This is a genomic window from Cognatishimia activa (assembly GCF_001458335.1).
Taxonomy (GTDB): Bacteria; Pseudomonadota; Alphaproteobacteria; order Rhodobacterales; family Rhodobacteraceae; genus Cognatishimia; species Cognatishimia activa.
The window spans coordinates 183,304-199,642 of sequence record NZ_CYTO01000024.1 but is presented as its reverse complement, the minus strand read 5'-3'; the positions used below and the strand labels follow the sequence as shown (position 1 = coordinate 199,642).

The window sequence follows — 16,339 nt, the reverse complement described above, 5'->3', positions numbered from 1 at the left end:
AGCGCCAAAATATAAACGAGGCAGAAATAGGTCGAGGAGACCGAGCAGTGAAATCCGAAACTTCCCCCACAGCATCACGCTGGGCGAAGGGTATCGCCCTTATTGCGGCTTTGGCCGTCATTTCGTCTTGTGGCCTGCCCCGCCCAGGTCCGAACAAACGCGAAATTTACGCAGGCTCCGTTCAGAAGGAAGGCGACGCATTTGTTGTCTCTGTGAATGATCGCGTAAGCCGCGCAACCTCTGTTGTACCAGCGCTCGGCTTTGCCGACAGTTTCAAGAACGCTGGCACTTTGGGGTCTGACACCATTCGACCGGGCGACGTCTTGGCCCTGACGATTTGGGAAAACGTCGACAAACCTTTGCTGGGGCCTGAAGGCCAAGTGGCAGCGGTTCTTGAAGAAGTTCAAGTCGACGGTGCAGGCTTTATCTTCGTGCCATACGCAGGACGTATCCGCGCAGCAGGCAACACGCCGGAAGCGATCCGTCGTGTGATCAAAGCCAAGCTTGAAGATCAAACGCCTGATCCACAGGTTGAAGTCCGCCGTGCGGCTGGTGACGGGGCAACCGTGTCCGTCGTCGGTGCCGTAGGCCTTCAAGGTGTCTATCCGATCGAGCGACCGACCCGCACCCTTGCAGCGATGCTCGCGAAATCCGGCGGTGTGACGATTGAACCAGAAACCGCGCAAGTGACCGTCCTGCGCAAAGGCCACAAAGGCAAAATTTGGTTCCAAGATCTTTATGACAATCCGCGCTTGGACATTGCTCTGCGCGGCGGCGACCGCATTCTTGTCGAGGCTGACACCCGCGCCTTCACCGCGCTTGGTGCAACCGGCACCCAAAGCCGCGTCGTGTTTGATACGCAGAACCTCTCTGCCATCGAAGCGATCGCACAAGTGGGCGGCCTGAACTCTGGCGCCGCAGATCCGAAAGGTGTCTTCATTTTCCGCAATGAAGCAGCCCCTGTCGCAAACCAAGTGTTGGGTCGTGATGACCTGATTGGCGCGCAGCGTATGGTCTATGTGCTTGATTTAACAGAACCAAACGGCATGTTCCACGCGCGTGACTTCGTAGTGCGCGACGGTGATACGCTGTACGTGACCGAAGCGCCGTTTACCACTTGGGACAAAACCATTTCCTCCATCACCGGGTCAGCGACATCTGTAAGCTCGCTGCAAACCCTTGGTTCTGGCGGCTAATGGACCTCTTTCACGAGGACAACGTTCAAACCGCCGGGGAGCCCACTCCCCGGCGGCTTTTTGTTTATAATGGTGGTTTTCTGACCCAACGGCGCTTGCGCCGTATTCTGAAGCTTAGCGGTTACCAAATCAGCCTTGGCCTTCCCGGTCCCGACGACCTAGTAGGCGTTTGGGGGAAAAGCCCGACCTCCCATCGCGGCGAAAAGATTGCCGCAGACCGCGATACTGAGATTTTACGAGTGGAGGACGCCCCACTGCGCTCGCTCTTTCCCGGTGCGAAGGGCGAGCCTCCTGTGGGATTATTTCTGGACCATAAGGGCGTGCACTTTGATCCCAGTACCCCGAGTGAGCTAGAAACCTTGCTTGCGACACACCCTTTAGATGACGCGGCTCTGCTCAATCGCGCGCGCGGGTGCATAGCGCGCATCAAAGACGCCCACCTCACCAAATACGCAGCAAACCCGCTGGATGTAGCTCCACCAGATCCGGGTTATGTCCTTGTCATCGACCAAACCCGTGGAGACGCCTCAGTCACCGCAAGCGGTGCCGGAGATGCGCATTTCAAAGAAATGCTGGTCATGGCGCAGGAAGAACACCCCGGCGCGCGAGTTTTGATCAAGACCCACCCCGAAACGCAGAACGGCATTCGGCCGGGCTATTTCTCGGAGGCCGATTGCAATGAACGGATTTCCCTTTGGGACCAACCGATCAGCCCGTGGGTGCTGTTTGAAGGCGCGGTCGGGGTCTACACTCTATCCTCCCAAATGGGATTTGAAGCCATCTACGCAGGCCACAAACCACGCGTTTTTGGACAACCCTTCTACTCTGGTTGGGGCCTAACGCAGGACGAGCGCCCAGTCCCGCGTCGCCATCGTCAGCTAACAAAAGCTCAGCTCTTTGCAGCAAGCATGATGCTCTATGCCCGCTGGTATGATCCCTATCGGGACCGCTTAGGTGAGCTGGAAGATGTGATTTCCCAACTGGAAGCAGAGACGCGCGCTTGGCGGGAAGACCACCAAGGCTGGACAGGTCATGGCATTCGCCTGTGGAAGCGACATCATTTTCAAGCTTTCTTTGGTCGCTACAAACGTATGCGGTTCGGCACGGGACGAGGTGAACACCGCCCTGCCCTGACTTGGGGCATCAAAAATGGTCCCGAAGGCAGTACACGCATCGAAGACGGTTTTTTGCGCTCTCGTGGCTTGGGGGCTGAATTGGTTCCCCCACTCTCGATGATCTGTGACCGCAGCGGGATCTATTATGACCCAACCCATGCCAGCGATATGGAAGCCTATATCGCCGCTCGAGAGAGTTTGCGCCCAGATCAAGATCTGCGCGCGCAAAAGCTGATTGAGCGTCTGCGCGCGCAAGGCCTCAGCAAATATAACCTCGGCGGGGACCAGCCTGAGCTACCAGAGGGCCATCTTATTTTGGTACCGGGACAGGTGGAAGACGACGCATCAATCCTGCTTGGAACAGATGAGATCAAAACCAACCGAGCACTTCTGGAAGCTGCGCGCGCCGCCAATCCTGATGCAAAGATCATCTACAAGCCGCATCCGGATGTTCTGACAGGCCTGCGAGACGGCAAGGTAGACGATGCTGATCAAATCGCTGATGTGGTTTTAGAAAACGCCGACATGGCTTGGCTGCTTGAACAGGTGCAAGAGGTCTGGACCATGACGTCGCTCACTGGGTTCGAAGCGCTCCTTCGTGGTTGCAAAGTCACCACCCTTGGCGCGCCCTTTTATGCTGGTTGGGGTCTGACCAATGACTTGGGCAAAGTACCGCTGCGCCGACAAGCAGAGGTTTCGCTCCAAGGCTTGGTTCACGCCGCACTGATCGATGCGCCGCGCTATCTCGACCCGATGACGGGACTGCCTTGCTCTGTTGAAGTTGCCGTAGAGCGCTTGTCCGAAGGGAAACTCCCAAGGCGCGGACTAGCGAACCGCTTACTTTCGAAAACCCAAGGTGTGTTTGCAAGCCGGGCAAGCCTCTGGCGCTAGGTCGGCCGCCGCCAGACGCTCATAATATCCGCACCTAACGCGCGCTGCTCGGAAAGTTCAAACCGAGGTGCCGCAGCCAATCGATCCAGCCCCATTGCCCCAACGCCCGGAAAGCCCTCGGCTCCAATCACCTTACCGGCGCTGAACACGATCAGCTCATCCACTAGATCAGCATTGAGCAAAGACGCAGCCAGCGCCCCGCCCCCTTCACAGAAAACACGGGTCAGGCCATTGCTGCCCAAAGAGTCCAGAAGGGATTTCGGCGACACCTGAGAGCCCTCAAGGTCACAGGACAGAAGCTCTGCACCCAGTCCTTCCCAAGTGCGCTTTAGTTCGCCATCCACGTCGGGGCCATGCGCCAACCAAACCGGAATATCATTCGCCGTGCGTGCAAGATTGCTCATCAATGGTAAATCTAAACGGCGAGAGACAACGATACGGACCGGCTGGTATGCAACACCCAGATCGCGCACGGTCAAAGAAGGATCATCGGCTCGTGCGGTGCCGCCACCGACCATCACCGCATCATGGCGCGCGCGCATCATATGCACCGCACGGCGGGCTTCTGGTCCGGGGATCCATTGGCTTTCACCGGTGGCCGTCGCAATGCGCCCGTCCAATGTGGTCGCCAGCTTCAAAGTCACAAATGGACGGCCCTGTTCGGTCTTTAGGAAGAACCCTTGCAAGTCTCGCGCGGCTTCCTCGGCCATCACCCCTTCGACAACTTCGATACCTGCATCACGCAGCATCTTAAAGCCGCGCCCGCACACGCGAGGGTCGCTGTCTTCCAACGCCACAACAACCCGCGCCACTTGCGCGGCAATCAGCGCCTCACAACAAGGGGGGGTTTTACCGTGATGCGAGCATGGTTCCAGCGTCACATAAGCGGTCGCACCCTTCGCAGCGCCACCGGCCTGCGCCAAGGCAACAGGCTCTGCATGCGGACGCCCCCCCGGCTGGGTCCAGCCTCGGCCCACCACACGACCATCTTTGACAATCACACAACCCACTGCCGGGTTGGGCCATGTACGGCCCTGACCCCGCCGCCCCAATTCAAGGGCGAGCGCCATAAAACGACGGTCTGCTTTGCTCACTTAAGGGTGCTCACTCTTCCGGGGCTACATTCGGACGCAGCTCAGAGACAAACTTATCGAAGTCATCTGCGGCTTGGAAGTTCTTATAAACACTGGCGAAGCGCACGTAAGCCACGGTGTCGATCCGCGCCAACGCTTCCATGGCGATCTCCCCGATGGTCTTCGAATTGATATCCGTGTCGCCCATGCTTTCGAGCCGACGGACAATCCCAGAAATCATCTGGTCGATGCGTTCAGGCTCAACCGGGCGCTTCTGCAAAGAGATGCGAATTGAGCGTTCCAGTTTGTCGCGATCGAAATCTTCACGACGACCATTGGATTTCACCACAACGAGGTCACGCAATTGCACCCGTTCGTAGGTTGTAAACCGTCCACCACAGGCCGGACAAAAGCGTCGGCGCCGGATGGAAACATGATCTTCTGCCGGACGAGAGTCCTTCACTTGAGTATCGATATTTCCGCAAAACGGACAACGCATGACAGTCCCCCAGAATTTATTTCAGTGTTCTTCACAGTGTTTTTCACGGTGATCTTTGGGTCGATCCCAAAGTTATCCACAGCCACTATAGGCCCAACGCTAGGATTTGGGTAGAGAAGATTTTCATACCCTACATCCTGCGGAAACCTCACGTTAAATGACCGACAATTCGTCGATTATGCGGGGCATTGCGGTGCTCAAATAGGTAAATGCCCTGCCAAGTGCCCAGGGCCAGCTGCCCCCCAGATACCGGAATGGACAAACTTACAGGCATCATCGCTGCTTTGATATGGGCAGGCATATCATCGGGACCTTCATAGGTATGCGTCAGGTAGGACATGGACGGGTCGCTTGTTGGCGGGACAAGCCGATGAAAAAAGTTACGAAGGTCCGTCTTCACCTCTGGGTCTGCGTTCTCTTGGATCAGCAAGGAACACGACGTGTGGCGCACAAAGAGGGTCAACAACCCGTCATCTGCACCTTGTTCAGCAACCCAACGCGTAACATGTCGCGTGAATTCATAAAGGCCCTGCCCAGCGGTCTGAAGTTTAAACGTCGTTTGCATGCCGGCACCCTGCGGCCAGGGACGCACAAAGGCAAGCGTTAACCAATTATTCGAATTTGAGTTAACCTTTAACCGCTTTGCCACTTAATCTTAACGAATGATTAACCTTTTACTTTCCACTTGAGCAGACGATTGCTGAAATCTACCCTTTTGTATTCAGCACTTGCAGCGGGCCAAGCCAATGCAGGAGACGGCTTTGTCGACGCCTTCAAGGCGCTTGAAACCTCTCGCTGGTACGTGGCCGAGTACGACTTCGACCACCCCAGTTTTGACACGGATTGGCGTCGCAAAAACGTCGTTTTGAAGCAGGGTGCAGGAGCTTCGACTGTGAACTTGCTGCTACGCCCCCATCAAGACGGTCCGAACCGCTTCGCTGGAGCCTCAATACGCACACACGCCCCAATGCATTACGGGTATTACGAAGCAACATTCAAGGCAGCGCGTGGCTCAGGTCTCGTTACAGGTTTTTTCATCTATTCAGGGCCGCACTACGGTACGCGCCATGATGAAATCGACATCGAAATACTGGGGCGTGACACCACTAAGCTTCATGCAGCATGGTTTGTAGATGGCGTCCTAAAGGAACGCGACATCCAGCTGGGATTTGACGCAGCCCAAGGGTTCAATACATTTGGATTTCACTGGTTGCCAGACCGGATCATCTGGTCCGTGAATGGCATTGATGTGTTTGAAGTCATCAACCAAGAAAGCGCGCTGCCAGTCATCCCGGGAAGATTATTTGCAAACCTGTGGGCGGCAGATAAATCCATTTCAGATTGGGCCGGAAACGCTTCCCCTGCTCAAACAGGAAATGCTGTTTTTCAAAGCATTCGGTTTATCCCGTTCACCGATCTAAATGCGAAGGACATATTCCCGGCAGCCCTTAAACCCTAGGCATCGCAAGCGCATGTCCAAACAGGTCAAACGACTTTAAAAAATCCGCTCACCCATTTGATCAATAAAGACTTTTGCTTTTCGCACAGCTTCGTCGTTTGCAGCATCCACTGTATTGAACGTATCGGCGCGGATCATGTCGTGGGTTTTAAGCTCCCCATCGATTTCTTTCTCAATGCGCGCACCAAGGCGGAAATGCGATCCGTCTTTTTGCGACATTGGAAAGATCAGAAAGCCTTGGTGGCTCACGGGTTCAGGTGCTTCTGGCGCAGATTTACCAAAAAGTTTGCTGAGCAAAGACATGGGGGCCTCACAAATAAAATACGCCCCTGAGTTTCCTCAGGGGCGCATGAAAATTACTGGTCTAGGAAGCTGCGCAGTTTTCGGCTGCGGCTTGGGTGTTTCAGCTTCCGCAGGGCTTTCGCTTCAATCTGACGGATCCGTTCGCGGGTCACGCTGAACTGCTGACCGACCTCTTCCAACGTGTGGTCGGTGTTCATGCCGATACCAAAACGCATCCGTAGAACCCGCTCTTCCCGTGGTGTCAGGGACGCAAGTACACGTGTAGTGGTTTCCTTCAGGTTTTCCTGAATCGCGCTGTCGAGTGGCAGAACCGCGTTCTTATCCTCGATGAAATCACCCAGTTGGCTGTCTTCCTCGTCCCCGATTGGGGTTTCAAGGGAGATCGGCTCCTTGGCGATCTTCATAACCTTGCGCACCTTCTCAAGTGGCATTTGCAACTTGTCCGCCAGTTCCTCTGGCGTTGGCTCGCGGCCAATCTCGTGCAGCATCTGACGACCGGTCCGAACCAGCTTATTGATCGTTTCAATCATGTGCACTGGAATACGGATGGTCCGCGCTTGGTCCGCAATAGAACGGGTGATCGCCTGACGGATCCACCATGTTGCGTAGGTGGAGAATTTATACCCACGGCGGTATTCAAACTTGTCCACCGCCTTCATCAGGCCGATGTTACCTTCCTGAATAAGATCAAGGAATTGCAGGCCGCGGTTCGTGTACTTTTTGGCGATGGAAATCACGAGACGCAGGTTTGCCTCGACCATTTCTTTCTTCGCCTGACGCGCTTCTTTTTCACCCTTTTGAACCTGCTGCACGATGCGGCGGAATTCAGGGATGTCGAGACCAACATATTGACCAACTTGCGCCATGTCGGCACGCAGTTCTTCGACTTTGTCGACCGAGCGTTCCATGAACATCTGCCAACCCCGGCCCGGCTTTTGCGCCATATCTTCCAGCCAAGTTGGATCGAGTTCACGACCGCGATAGGCTTCGATGAATTCACGACGGTTGATCCGCGCTTGGTCAGCAAGTTTTACCATAGAGCTGTCGATCGACATGATGCGGCGGTTGATGCCGTAAAGCTGGTCAATCAGCGCTTCAATACGGTTGTTGTGCAGGTGAAGTTCGTTCACCAATTCAACAATTTCAGAGCGCAGCTTCTGGTATGTGTCTTCTTCTTTGGAAGAGAACGTGTCGTCTTCATTCAGGGTCGCCGAAATCCGGCTATCCTGCATTTCAGACAACATCGCGTAGTCATCCGCGATCCGGTCTAGCATTTCCAAAACCCGAGGCTTCAGAGCCGCTTCCATCGCCGCAAGGGACAGGTTCGCCTGATCGTCGTCATCATCGTCGTCGTCATCGGCAATCGGGTTGCCGTCTGCGTCCAGCTCTTGCTCTTTTTCTTTCTTCTCAGGCTTGGCCGCCGAGGATGTATCCGCGACGGGCTCCTCTTCGCCATCGTCCCCCATCTGGTCACCGAAGGTGGTTTCCAGATCGATCACATCGCGCAGCAGAATGTCCTCAGAGAGAAGTTCGTCACGCCAAATGGTGATCGCTTGGAAGGTCAGCGGGCTTTCGCACAGCCCGGCGATCATAGTGTTGCGGCCCGCCTCGATGCGCTTCGCAATCGCGATCTCGCCCTCGCGGCTCAGCAGCTCAACAGAGCCCATCTCACGCAGATACATGCGGACAGGGTCATCGGTGCGATCAAGCTTCTCAGATGTGCCAGATCCAAGCGCAACTTCACGGTTGGCAGAAGACGTGTCGACCAGAGCGGTTGTCTTTTGCTCTTCTTCTTCGACTTCTTCGTCTTCAATAATGTTGATACCCATCTCAGAGAGCATGGACATAACATCTTCAATTTGTTCAGAATTTACCTGATCCGGCGGCAGGACAGAGTTCAGACGGTCATAGGTGATATACCCTTTTTCCCGCGCCTCAGCGATCATCTTCTTGACGGCGGCTTGGCTCATATCGAGCGAAATCTCGGCGTCCTGATCCTCGGGCTTACGGTCGTCGTTGTCTTTTGCGGCCATTCGCTGCTCCTGCAATATCGGGCAAAGGTGATTCGCGGTATCGAATCATTTAGCGCGATTCGGTGATTCGCACACCTATTTACCCTGATTCTTTTCTGAATTCTTTCACAAACGGTGCCGAAATCTAACGGTCCTGTTTGTTGAACCCGATTCTTTCCATCAAAGCGTCCAACGCAGCGCGTTCATCCTTATCGATCGCTGCGCCATTGTCGCCCACTTCATATTCAGTCGAGTCTTCTTGCAGACTGCGTTGCGCACGATTGCGCGCTTCAGCTGCTTGACCCAAACGCCAAGTGACCGCTTCGTCTGAGGCATGATGCAAATCTTCTTCGGCTTCAGCCAATTCCGCGTGCCACCCGGCATCGGCGGTTAGTTTTTGCAGCTCTTCTGAGACGGTCTGACGCGCCAATTCAAGATCCCCCGGACGGCGCACAGGCGGTGCGATACGCACATGTGGGTGGCCCATCAGGAAATCAAGGGCCTCGGGGCCCATTGCGTCCTCAATGACGGATTTAAGGTCTTCAACGCCGCGATGGGCCTGCCGCAAGAGCAGATCACGCAGAAAACGCAGGTCTTCGTCTTCACAGGAAAGACGATCTAGACCTTCTTCAAACTCGTCCAAAATCGTCGGGTTCACGATAATCGTAGCGACGATCACGGACTCACGCATGTGACGTTGCCGTGCTGCGTCAGCAGAGACGAGAAGTGAAGATTTTGTGGTGCCCTTCGCACCAGTCGGCGCCCATTTCCCGGGGCGGAATGTGCCACCTTTGCGCCCGGTTGGGGCAGGACGGAACAGTTTCCAACGCAGATCTTTGATCGTTTGACCGTAATGGGCACGGATCGACGGATCTTTGATCAGCTTGATCTTTTCACGCAACGCCTTGTCGAGCGCAGCCTTGCGTTCCGGGCTATCAAAGTTTTTCCCTTCAATCTCCCGCTCCCAGAGCAAATCGACCATCGGCCGCGCCTGATCCAGCACCGCTTGCACAGCTTTCGGTCCTTTGGCTTTGATCAGATCATCCGGATCCTGACCTTCGGGCATGATGGCAAAGCGCAGGCTTTGTCCTGCTTGCAGAAGCGGAAGCGCTAAATCGATAAGGCGCAGAGCGGCGCGAATGCCAGCCTTGTCCCCATCAAGCGCAATGATCGGTTCCGGCGATATTCGCCACATAAGTTGCAGTTGGTTCTCGGTGACTGCTGTGCCCAAGGGCGCGACCGCACCGCCAAAGCCCGCGCTTTCCAGCGCAATGACATCCATATAGCCTTCGGCCACAATCAACGGCTGCCCCTTACCTGCCGCCGCCCGCGCCGGGGCGTGATTGTAAAGATTGCGCCCTTTATCAAACAGCTCCGTCTCAGGAGAGTTCAGGTATTTCGCGTTGTCATTGGGGTCCATGGCGCGGCCACCAAAAGCAATCGCCCGGCCCCGCGCATCTCGGATCGGGAACATGATCCGGTTGCGGAACGTGTCATAGGGCTTGCCGCCTTTCGTTGAAGGTTTTGCAAGCCCCGCCGCAAGGATCAGCTCGTCAGGCACGTTTTTGCCCTTCAACGCATCCCATAGGTTCTGCCAGCCATCCGGCGCAAATCCGATTTCCCACCGGTCCAATTGCTCTTGGCTCAATCCGCGCCGCTCCAAATAAGCGCGCGCATCTGCCCCGGCAGCGGTTCGTAGAGCCATGCGGAAATAGCGCGTTGCCAATTCCATGACATCAACCAAAGTTGCGCGCTTGTCCGCTTTCTCTTGGGCACGCGGGTCGCGGTCTGGCATGGCCAATCCGGCCTCATCCGCAAGGATTTTCACCGCATCAACGAAACTGACATTCTCAGTTTCTTGCACGAAATTTATGGCGTCGCCTTTGGCCTGACAGCCAAAGCAATAATAGTAACCCTTTTGGTCATCCACATGAAAAGACGCGGTTTTTTCATGGTGAAAGGGGCAAGGCGCCCACATATCGCCCTTGCCTTGATTAGATTTACGATTGTCCCAATTGACCTTGCGACCAACCACCTGCACGAGGTTTGTGCGGCTGCGCAGTTCATCCAAAAAGGCCGGTGTGATGCTCATGAATTACTATATGAACGCCCCAGAGCTCATGTCCAGTGACGACCCGCAAAGCAGAAAAATTAGCGGTGGATAAGTCTGTTGATACTTACTGCTCTAGGCAAGCTTCAGTATATTTCTTGCCGGGCTCGTAGGTCAGTTCATCGTCGGTCAACGAGTACACCCAACCAGACAAAAATTGCACGGCAGGTTGATACTTTTCATCAACCGCAGTCTTACCGTTGGTCAAAATCTTCACCGAACGCTTCTCACGTTTGCCGTCCTGGCGCAGCTCAACCAATTGAGTAACGATACCGCCCAGCGCGTCACATTGTTCGGCCTTATCAGTCTCTTCGGCCTGCACGGCACCTGCTGAAACAACCAAACTCAAAGCCATAAGCAAACGCATCATACTCTCCATACTTTTCGCAAACATGCCGTGCCTTCACAGGTGCTGCAATAAGAAAAGCCCGCACGAAGCGGGCTTTCCGTTCACAATTTCGGAAGGGTCAGAGACCTTTTGCTCGATAGCTTGCTGCGACTTTTTCGATCGATACAAGGTAGGCCGCAATTCGAAGATCAGTGACCTTTTCTTCTTCATGCCAACGTTCACGCATGGACTGATACGCAATCCGCATCGTGTCATCGAGACCGGAGCGCACCAGTTCCAGCTCCCCTGCCCCTTTCAGATACTTCTGTTTGAAGTTCGGGGACATTGACCATGCATCACCGAGATAGTCATCGAGGCGCTGAAGCTCATCGATCACCAATTGGTGGCGCGCTTCCTCTTGGCGGCGTTGCATGCGGCCAAAACGGATATGGCTTAGGTTTTTGACCCACTCAAAGTAGGACACCGTTACACCACCGGCGTTTGCATACATGTCTGGGATGATCACCGTACCCTTATTGCGCAAAATCTCATCCGCACCAGCTGTCACAGGACCATTGGCGGCCTCGATGATCAATGGCGCTTTGATTTTGTCAGCGTTGGTCAGGTTGATGACCCCTTCAAGTGCCGCTGGTATGAGGATATCGCAGTCTGCCTCCAGAACACTCGCGCCATTTTCAACGTAAGTTGCATCCGGGTAACCTTTGACCCCGCCATGCTCCATGATCCAGTTGCGTACAGCGTCAACATCCATGGATGTATCACTGACCAATGCGCCATCTCGCTCAATGATGCCAACGATTTGCGCACCGTCTTCCTCAGCAAGGAATTTAGCGGCGTGGTAGCCCACATTACCAAGACCCTGCACAACAATGCGTTTGCCATCGAGCTTGCCCTTCAGGCCCGCCTTGTCGACATCGCGTATATCGCGGAAGAACTCCTGCAACGCATATTGAACGCCACGGCCGGTCGCTTCGACACGCCCAGAGATGCCGCCCGCATTCAATGGTTTGCCGGTCACACAGGCACGCGCATTGATGTCGGTTGTATTCATGCGCGCGTATTGGTCGGCGATCCACGCCATTTCCCGTTCACCTGTCCCCATATCCGGGGCTGGAACGTTTTGGGATGGATCGATCAGGTCACGTTTGGCCAATTCATATGCAAACCGACGCGTGATCTGCTCTAGCTCATGTTCGTCATATTGACGTGGGTCGATACAAAGTCCGCCTTTGGAACCACCAAACGGCGCTTCAACAAGGGCACATTTATAGGTCATCAGCGCTGCTAGCGCTTCTACTTCGTCTTGGTTTACCCCAAGTGCGTAGCGAATACCGCCTTTCACTGGCTCCATATGTTCTGAGTGGACAGATCGATAACCGGTGAATGTATGAATGCTTCCACGCAGCCGAACCCCGAAACGGACTGTATAGGTTGCATTACATACTCGGATCTTCTGTTCTAGCCCGGGCGGCAGGTCCATAAGGCCTACGGCACGGTTAAACATCAGGTCTACACTTTCACGGAAACTGGGTTCATTTTTTACGCTCATCTTATTCCTCCGGACAAGCTTGCTTGCGACTCAAGGTCGCTAGTGACCCCACGTTAATATTGTTTCACGCGATTTTACGAGGGTTCACTGCTCAAAAATTAATCGATTTATAAACTTTATTAAGGACCCTTAGTGCGGGCTCCATTAGAGCAATGGAGTTTCCAAATTGTTAACAGTCAACTCCATTCGCAAAAAACGTCCACTATTCAGGGGTAATGCCCCCAAATCGGGCGTAAAATGTCGCAAAAACCCCTTATTTGGCCAAATTTCGGCCCAAATCATCTGTCACATATTTTCGGGAGTGAGAGTGGCCGGAGTCCGTCAAGTGGGCTTCGCGGGGCGTATTAATTGAGGGACTAAAAATGGGACATCCTTCTTGGAAAGATCGCTGGGCGGACGCCCAAATGATCGCTTCACGGTTCCGCCGTGAAGAAGACGGTACTATGACTTTCCTGACAATCTCAGTCTTTGTGATTGTCATGATGGTCGGCGGTATCGGCATTGATGCCATGATGGCAGAAATGCGTCGTACGCAATTACAGGATACATTAGACCGCGCGGTACTTTCCGCTGCGGCTCTTGATCAGGACATGGACGCGGAAGCCGTCGTTCAGGAATATCTGGACAACCCCAAGCTTTCTGGCTCCATTCGTGACATCACAGTCAGTGAAGGTATCGGGTTCAAATCCGTACGCGCGACAGCGGAAACAACCTTTAATACCAAGTTCTTGCATTGGAACTGGAACACCCGCATGCCGACAAAGACCTTTAATACAGAAAAGACCGCCAATGCAGATGGAACTGGCGAAGAACAAGTGTCGGTGGTCACAGATTATACGAATACAGATTCTGGCCGTTATAACACGGATGCAATCACTAGCCTGACTTTGGCCGCCACCAGCGCTGCCGAGGAAAGCATTGGCAGCGTTGAAATCTCAATGGTGCTCGACGTTTCGGGGTCCATGAATTGGAACAATCGTCTGCCGAACTTGAAAGTCGCGGCAAAACAATTCGTTGATACACTGAACAGCACAACAGAAGATGGCAAACTGTCTATCTCCATCGTGCCTTACGCAACACAAGTGTCCGCACCTGAAGCGCTCGCAGCTGAGCTCAATATCAGCGAAGAGCACACATATTCAAACTGTGTGAATTTCCAGGAAAGCGACTTTAACCAAACCGGTCTGGACGCGAACCAGCAGCTAGAGCGCACCACCCACTTCTCTCCTTGGAGCGATTTTGATGGCCGTTCAAGCGACCCAATGCGGTTGGTAACATCGCCAGTTTGTGTCGAGGCTGAAGACAATAGCCGCGAGATGCTCGTTGTTCAAAAAGACCCAACCAAGCTGAAAAACTTCATCGATTCCATGTGGGGCGGAGGCAATACCTCCATCGACGTTGGCATGAAATGGGGTACAGCGTTGTTGGATCCAAGCCTGCAACCAGCGATCCAGAACATGATCGACACTCCTTTGCAGGGTCACACGCATCAAGCCGTGCACCCAGATTTTTCTGGTCGTCCGGTCGCCCATACTGACGGTGATACGCTAAAAGTGATCGTCTTGATGACCGATGGTCAAAACACATCACAGTATTACGTGAATGACGACTTCCGCTCCGGCGAGTCCAATATTTGGTGGAACGAACAAGAAGAGTTCTACTCCGTCTATATTGGTGAAGACACCGGCGACGAAGACGGCGACGGCATCACCGACGAGCCGATCTATTACTGGCCTGCAACCGCCCAATGGAAAAACCATGCTTATGGCGAGGGTACTTGGGAAGAAACGCAGACCGTTCAAACCGACGAATGCAGATCCTTCCGCCGTAACGGCAGCTGCAAACGCTACAAAAAGATCAGAAAGACGGTCACCGTCAATGAGCCGGGCAGCGCCGAGGTTCTGACCTATCCTGAGCTCTGGGCACGTACATCGCTTAAGTTCAACCGCGACGAACACTACTACCCGTGGATGGATGACAGTCAAGCCAACAACGATTGGTACTATGCCGTACGCAACTACGTTGGCAGCTGGACCAAGAATCTTCGCACCCAAGCGATCTGCGACGCAGCAAAAGCAGAAGGCGTCGTGGTATTCACCATCGGCTTTGAAGCGCCTGAGAGCGGTCAGACCGTCCTGAGAAACTGCGCAAGCTCAATCAGCCATTACTACGATGTAAACGGCCTTGAGATCAGCCAAGCCTTCTCATCTATCGCATCTTCCATCCGCCAATTGAGGTTGACACAATGACCTATGCTATCAAGAAAACACTCGGTCGTTTCCGTCGCAGTGAAGACGGTACGCTGGCCTTCGACTTTGTCTTGTGGTTCCCCTTCTTCCTATTCTTGATGCTCATGGGCATCGAGGCAGGGCTGGTTGGCCTCAAACATGTGAAACTGGAACGCTCCCTGGACCAAACGGTTCGTTGGGTCCGCCTCAATACCGGAGCCTCCCCGACACATGACGATCTTAAGCAGATGATTTGTTCCACCAACCCGGTTTCGGATTGCATGCAGAACGTCCAACTTGAGATGCGTTCCATGGATTTGCGCAACTGGCAGGACCTTCCGTCTGAATACCAATGCGTGGACCGTGCGGAAGAGGTTGCGCCAATGAACGAGTTGAGCCTCGGCATGGATAACGAACTGATGGTTATGCGTGTCTGCGCTGAATACCTGTCCATCATGCCAGGAAGTGGATTGTTCAATAAGTACATCGGTTCAGACTCTATGACCGCGAGTGCAGGCAATTACGGCCGTATCCTGAAGACAACGGCCTTCGTTCAGGAACCGAGGTAACCGACATGAAAAATCCTATCAAAAACATGACCTTGCGCCTAAAAGCTTTCTCGAAAAGCATGTCTGGCACTGTATCTGTCGAAGCAATGATCATGCTACCCATCTTGTTGTGGCTTATTGCAGCGATGGCAGTTTTCCTGGACGTCTTCCGGACGAAATCAGCCATGGACAAAGCGGCCTTCACGATCAGTGACGCTCTGAGCCGTGAAACCAATGCGATTACCGATGACTACATTACGAACACACGCGTGCTGTTCGAGGAACTCGCCAATTTGGAAGATGGTTCCGGCTCTCTTAGACTTACAGTGATAGAGTGGGACATCTTAAACAACAGTTATGCGGTCGAATGGTCACAAACACGCGGTGACGCGTTCAATCCATTGGACACAGCAAACCTGAGCCAGATTACAACGTTCCTGCCTGACATCAGCTTGGATGAAACGCTGATTTTGGTTGAGACTCACTACCGGTATGAGCCGCTTTATGACATTGGCCCAATCATGTCGGGACGCAATGATGAAGGCGTCGCTGAAGCGAATGAGGAAGCAAGCGCCCTTGGTACAGAAACCCAAGACGCATATGCGTGGGACTTGGACTTTGGCACAAGCGACATGCAGACTTTCGTCTTCACCCGCCCACGCTATTCGTCTCAATTGGTCTATGAAAGCGGTTAACGGCTAATCGTCTTATCCCGCTCAAAGATCATCGCTTCGATCATCTGAGCTGCGGGTTTGGACTGATGACCAGAGGTCACACCGCCGATCCCCACGCGGGACCCAAAACGCCACCAAAGGCCCGGTCGCCATGCGCTCGGGCCTTTTTTCTGTTTCAGCACCAATGTGAACCCATTAGACGGCTTCAACGCAAATGTGCCACGAGAGACCGATTTGATCTCGTCAAAAACCGCAAGCACCTCACCATTGCTGTCCTGCACCCCAGCTTCCGTTACAACGAGATGTGACTTGGTCGCCGTGAACATGCGTTCC

14 protein-coding genes and 1 pseudogene are annotated in these 16,339 nt (G+C 53.9%); 6 read left to right on the top strand and 9 right to left on the bottom strand.

The genetic code is table 11. From position 1 onward, the window contains the following. The first annotated feature begins 47 nt into the window (after window positions 1-47). Together TA5113_RS12115 and TA5113_RS12110 are read left to right on the top strand one after the other, a co-directional pair. Window positions 48-1,196: a polysaccharide biosynthesis/export family protein gene (locus TA5113_RS12115; RefSeq protein ID WP_245627114.1), complete on the top strand. Its 1,149-nt coding sequence runs from the start codon at window positions 48-50 to the stop codon at window positions 1,194-1,196. Beyond that, window positions 1,196-3,202, top strand: coding sequence for a capsule polysaccharide biogenesis protein (locus TA5113_RS12110; protein WP_058314022.1), 2,007 nt, complete (start codon window positions 1,196-1,198; stop codon window positions 3,200-3,202). Before TA5113_RS12115 ends, TA5113_RS12110 begins: the two co-directional genes overlap by 1 nt. Here TA5113_RS12110 and ribD read toward each other — a convergent pair. The 3 genes from ribD to TA5113_RS12095 form a co-directional block, all read right to left on the bottom strand. Further along, window positions 3,199-4,296 (bottom strand): bifunctional diaminohydroxyphosphoribosylaminopyrimidine deaminase/5-amino-6-(5-phosphoribosylamino)uracil reductase RibD, encoded by a 1,098-nt coding sequence (gene ribD / locus TA5113_RS12105; RefSeq protein ID WP_082638120.1) that lies wholly within the window; start codon window positions 4,294-4,296, stop codon window positions 3,199-3,201. The genes TA5113_RS12110 and ribD overlap by 4 nt on opposite strands. A 10-nt stretch (window positions 4,297-4,306) precedes the next feature. Next, entirely contained in the window at window positions 4,307-4,774 is a 468-nt protein-coding gene (gene nrdR, locus TA5113_RS12100) for a transcriptional regulator NrdR (RefSeq protein WP_058314020.1), read from the bottom strand. A 148-nt stretch (window positions 4,775-4,922) separates the two neighbouring features. Next, complete coding sequence (locus tag TA5113_RS12095) at window positions 4,923-5,339, bottom strand: secondary thiamine-phosphate synthase enzyme YjbQ (RefSeq protein WP_058314019.1); 417 nt, start codon at window positions 5,337-5,339, stop codon at window positions 4,923-4,925. Window positions 5,340-5,471: 132 nt separating this feature from the next. On the opposite strand from TA5113_RS12095, the gene TA5113_RS12090 reads away from it, so the two are divergent. Then, window positions 5,472-6,233 (top strand): family 16 glycosylhydrolase, encoded by a 762-nt coding sequence (locus TA5113_RS12090; protein WP_058314018.1) that lies wholly within the window; start codon window positions 5,472-5,474, stop codon window positions 6,231-6,233. Between the two features lie 36 nt (window positions 6,234-6,269). On the opposite strand, the gene TA5113_RS12085 is transcribed toward TA5113_RS12090, so the two are convergent. The 5 genes from TA5113_RS12085 to TA5113_RS12065 form a co-directional block, all read right to left on the bottom strand. Then, complete coding sequence (locus TA5113_RS12085) at window positions 6,270-6,536, bottom strand: HlyU family transcriptional regulator (RefSeq protein WP_058314017.1); 267 nt, start codon at window positions 6,534-6,536, stop codon at window positions 6,270-6,272. Between the two features lie 53 nt (window positions 6,537-6,589). After that, a complete protein-coding gene (rpoD, locus tag TA5113_RS12080; RefSeq protein WP_058314016.1) occupies window positions 6,590-8,569 on the bottom strand; it encodes an RNA polymerase sigma factor RpoD in 1,980 nt (659 codons plus the stop codon). Window positions 8,570-8,693: 124 nt separating this feature from the next. Beyond that, complete coding sequence (gene dnaG / locus TA5113_RS12075) at window positions 8,694-10,640, bottom strand: DNA primase (RefSeq protein ID WP_058314015.1); 1,947 nt, start codon at window positions 10,638-10,640, stop codon at window positions 8,694-8,696. An 85-nt stretch (window positions 10,641-10,725) separates the two neighbouring features. Beyond that, on the bottom strand, window positions 10,726-11,025 hold the full coding sequence (locus TA5113_RS12070; protein WP_165589412.1) for a hypothetical protein: 300 nt from the start codon (window positions 11,023-11,025) through the stop codon (window positions 10,726-10,728). Window positions 11,026-11,125: 100 nt separating this feature from the next. Continuing rightward, on the bottom strand, window positions 11,126-12,556 hold the full coding sequence (locus tag TA5113_RS12065) for a Glu/Leu/Phe/Val family dehydrogenase (RefSeq protein ID WP_058314013.1): 1,431 nt from the start codon (window positions 12,554-12,556) through the stop codon (window positions 11,126-11,128). Window positions 12,557-12,918: 362 nt separating this feature from the next. Between TA5113_RS12065 and TA5113_RS12060 the strand changes: the two genes are divergently transcribed. From TA5113_RS12060 to TA5113_RS12050, 3 genes are read left to right on the top strand one after another with little or no spacing between them, the layout of a single operon-like run. Further along, window positions 12,919-14,805, top strand: a complete 1,887-nt coding sequence (locus tag TA5113_RS12060) for a Tad domain-containing protein (protein ID WP_058314012.1) — start codon at window positions 12,919-12,921, stop codon at window positions 14,803-14,805. Beyond that, a complete protein-coding gene (locus tag TA5113_RS12055; RefSeq protein WP_058314011.1) occupies window positions 14,802-15,353 on the top strand; it encodes a TadE/TadG family type IV pilus assembly protein in 552 nt (183 codons plus the stop codon). Before TA5113_RS12060 ends, TA5113_RS12055 begins: the two co-directional genes overlap by 4 nt. A 5-nt stretch (window positions 15,354-15,358) precedes the next feature. Further along, window positions 15,359-16,027 (top strand): TadE/TadG family type IV pilus assembly protein, encoded by a 669-nt coding sequence (locus TA5113_RS12050; RefSeq protein ID WP_058314010.1) that lies wholly within the window; start codon window positions 15,359-15,361, stop codon window positions 16,025-16,027. Here TA5113_RS12050 and TA5113_RS12045 read toward each other — a convergent pair. Then, a pseudogene (locus TA5113_RS12045) lies at window positions 16,024-16,339 on the bottom strand (hypothetical protein); the annotation flags it as partial. The gene TA5113_RS12050 and the pseudogene TA5113_RS12045 overlap by 4 nt on opposite strands.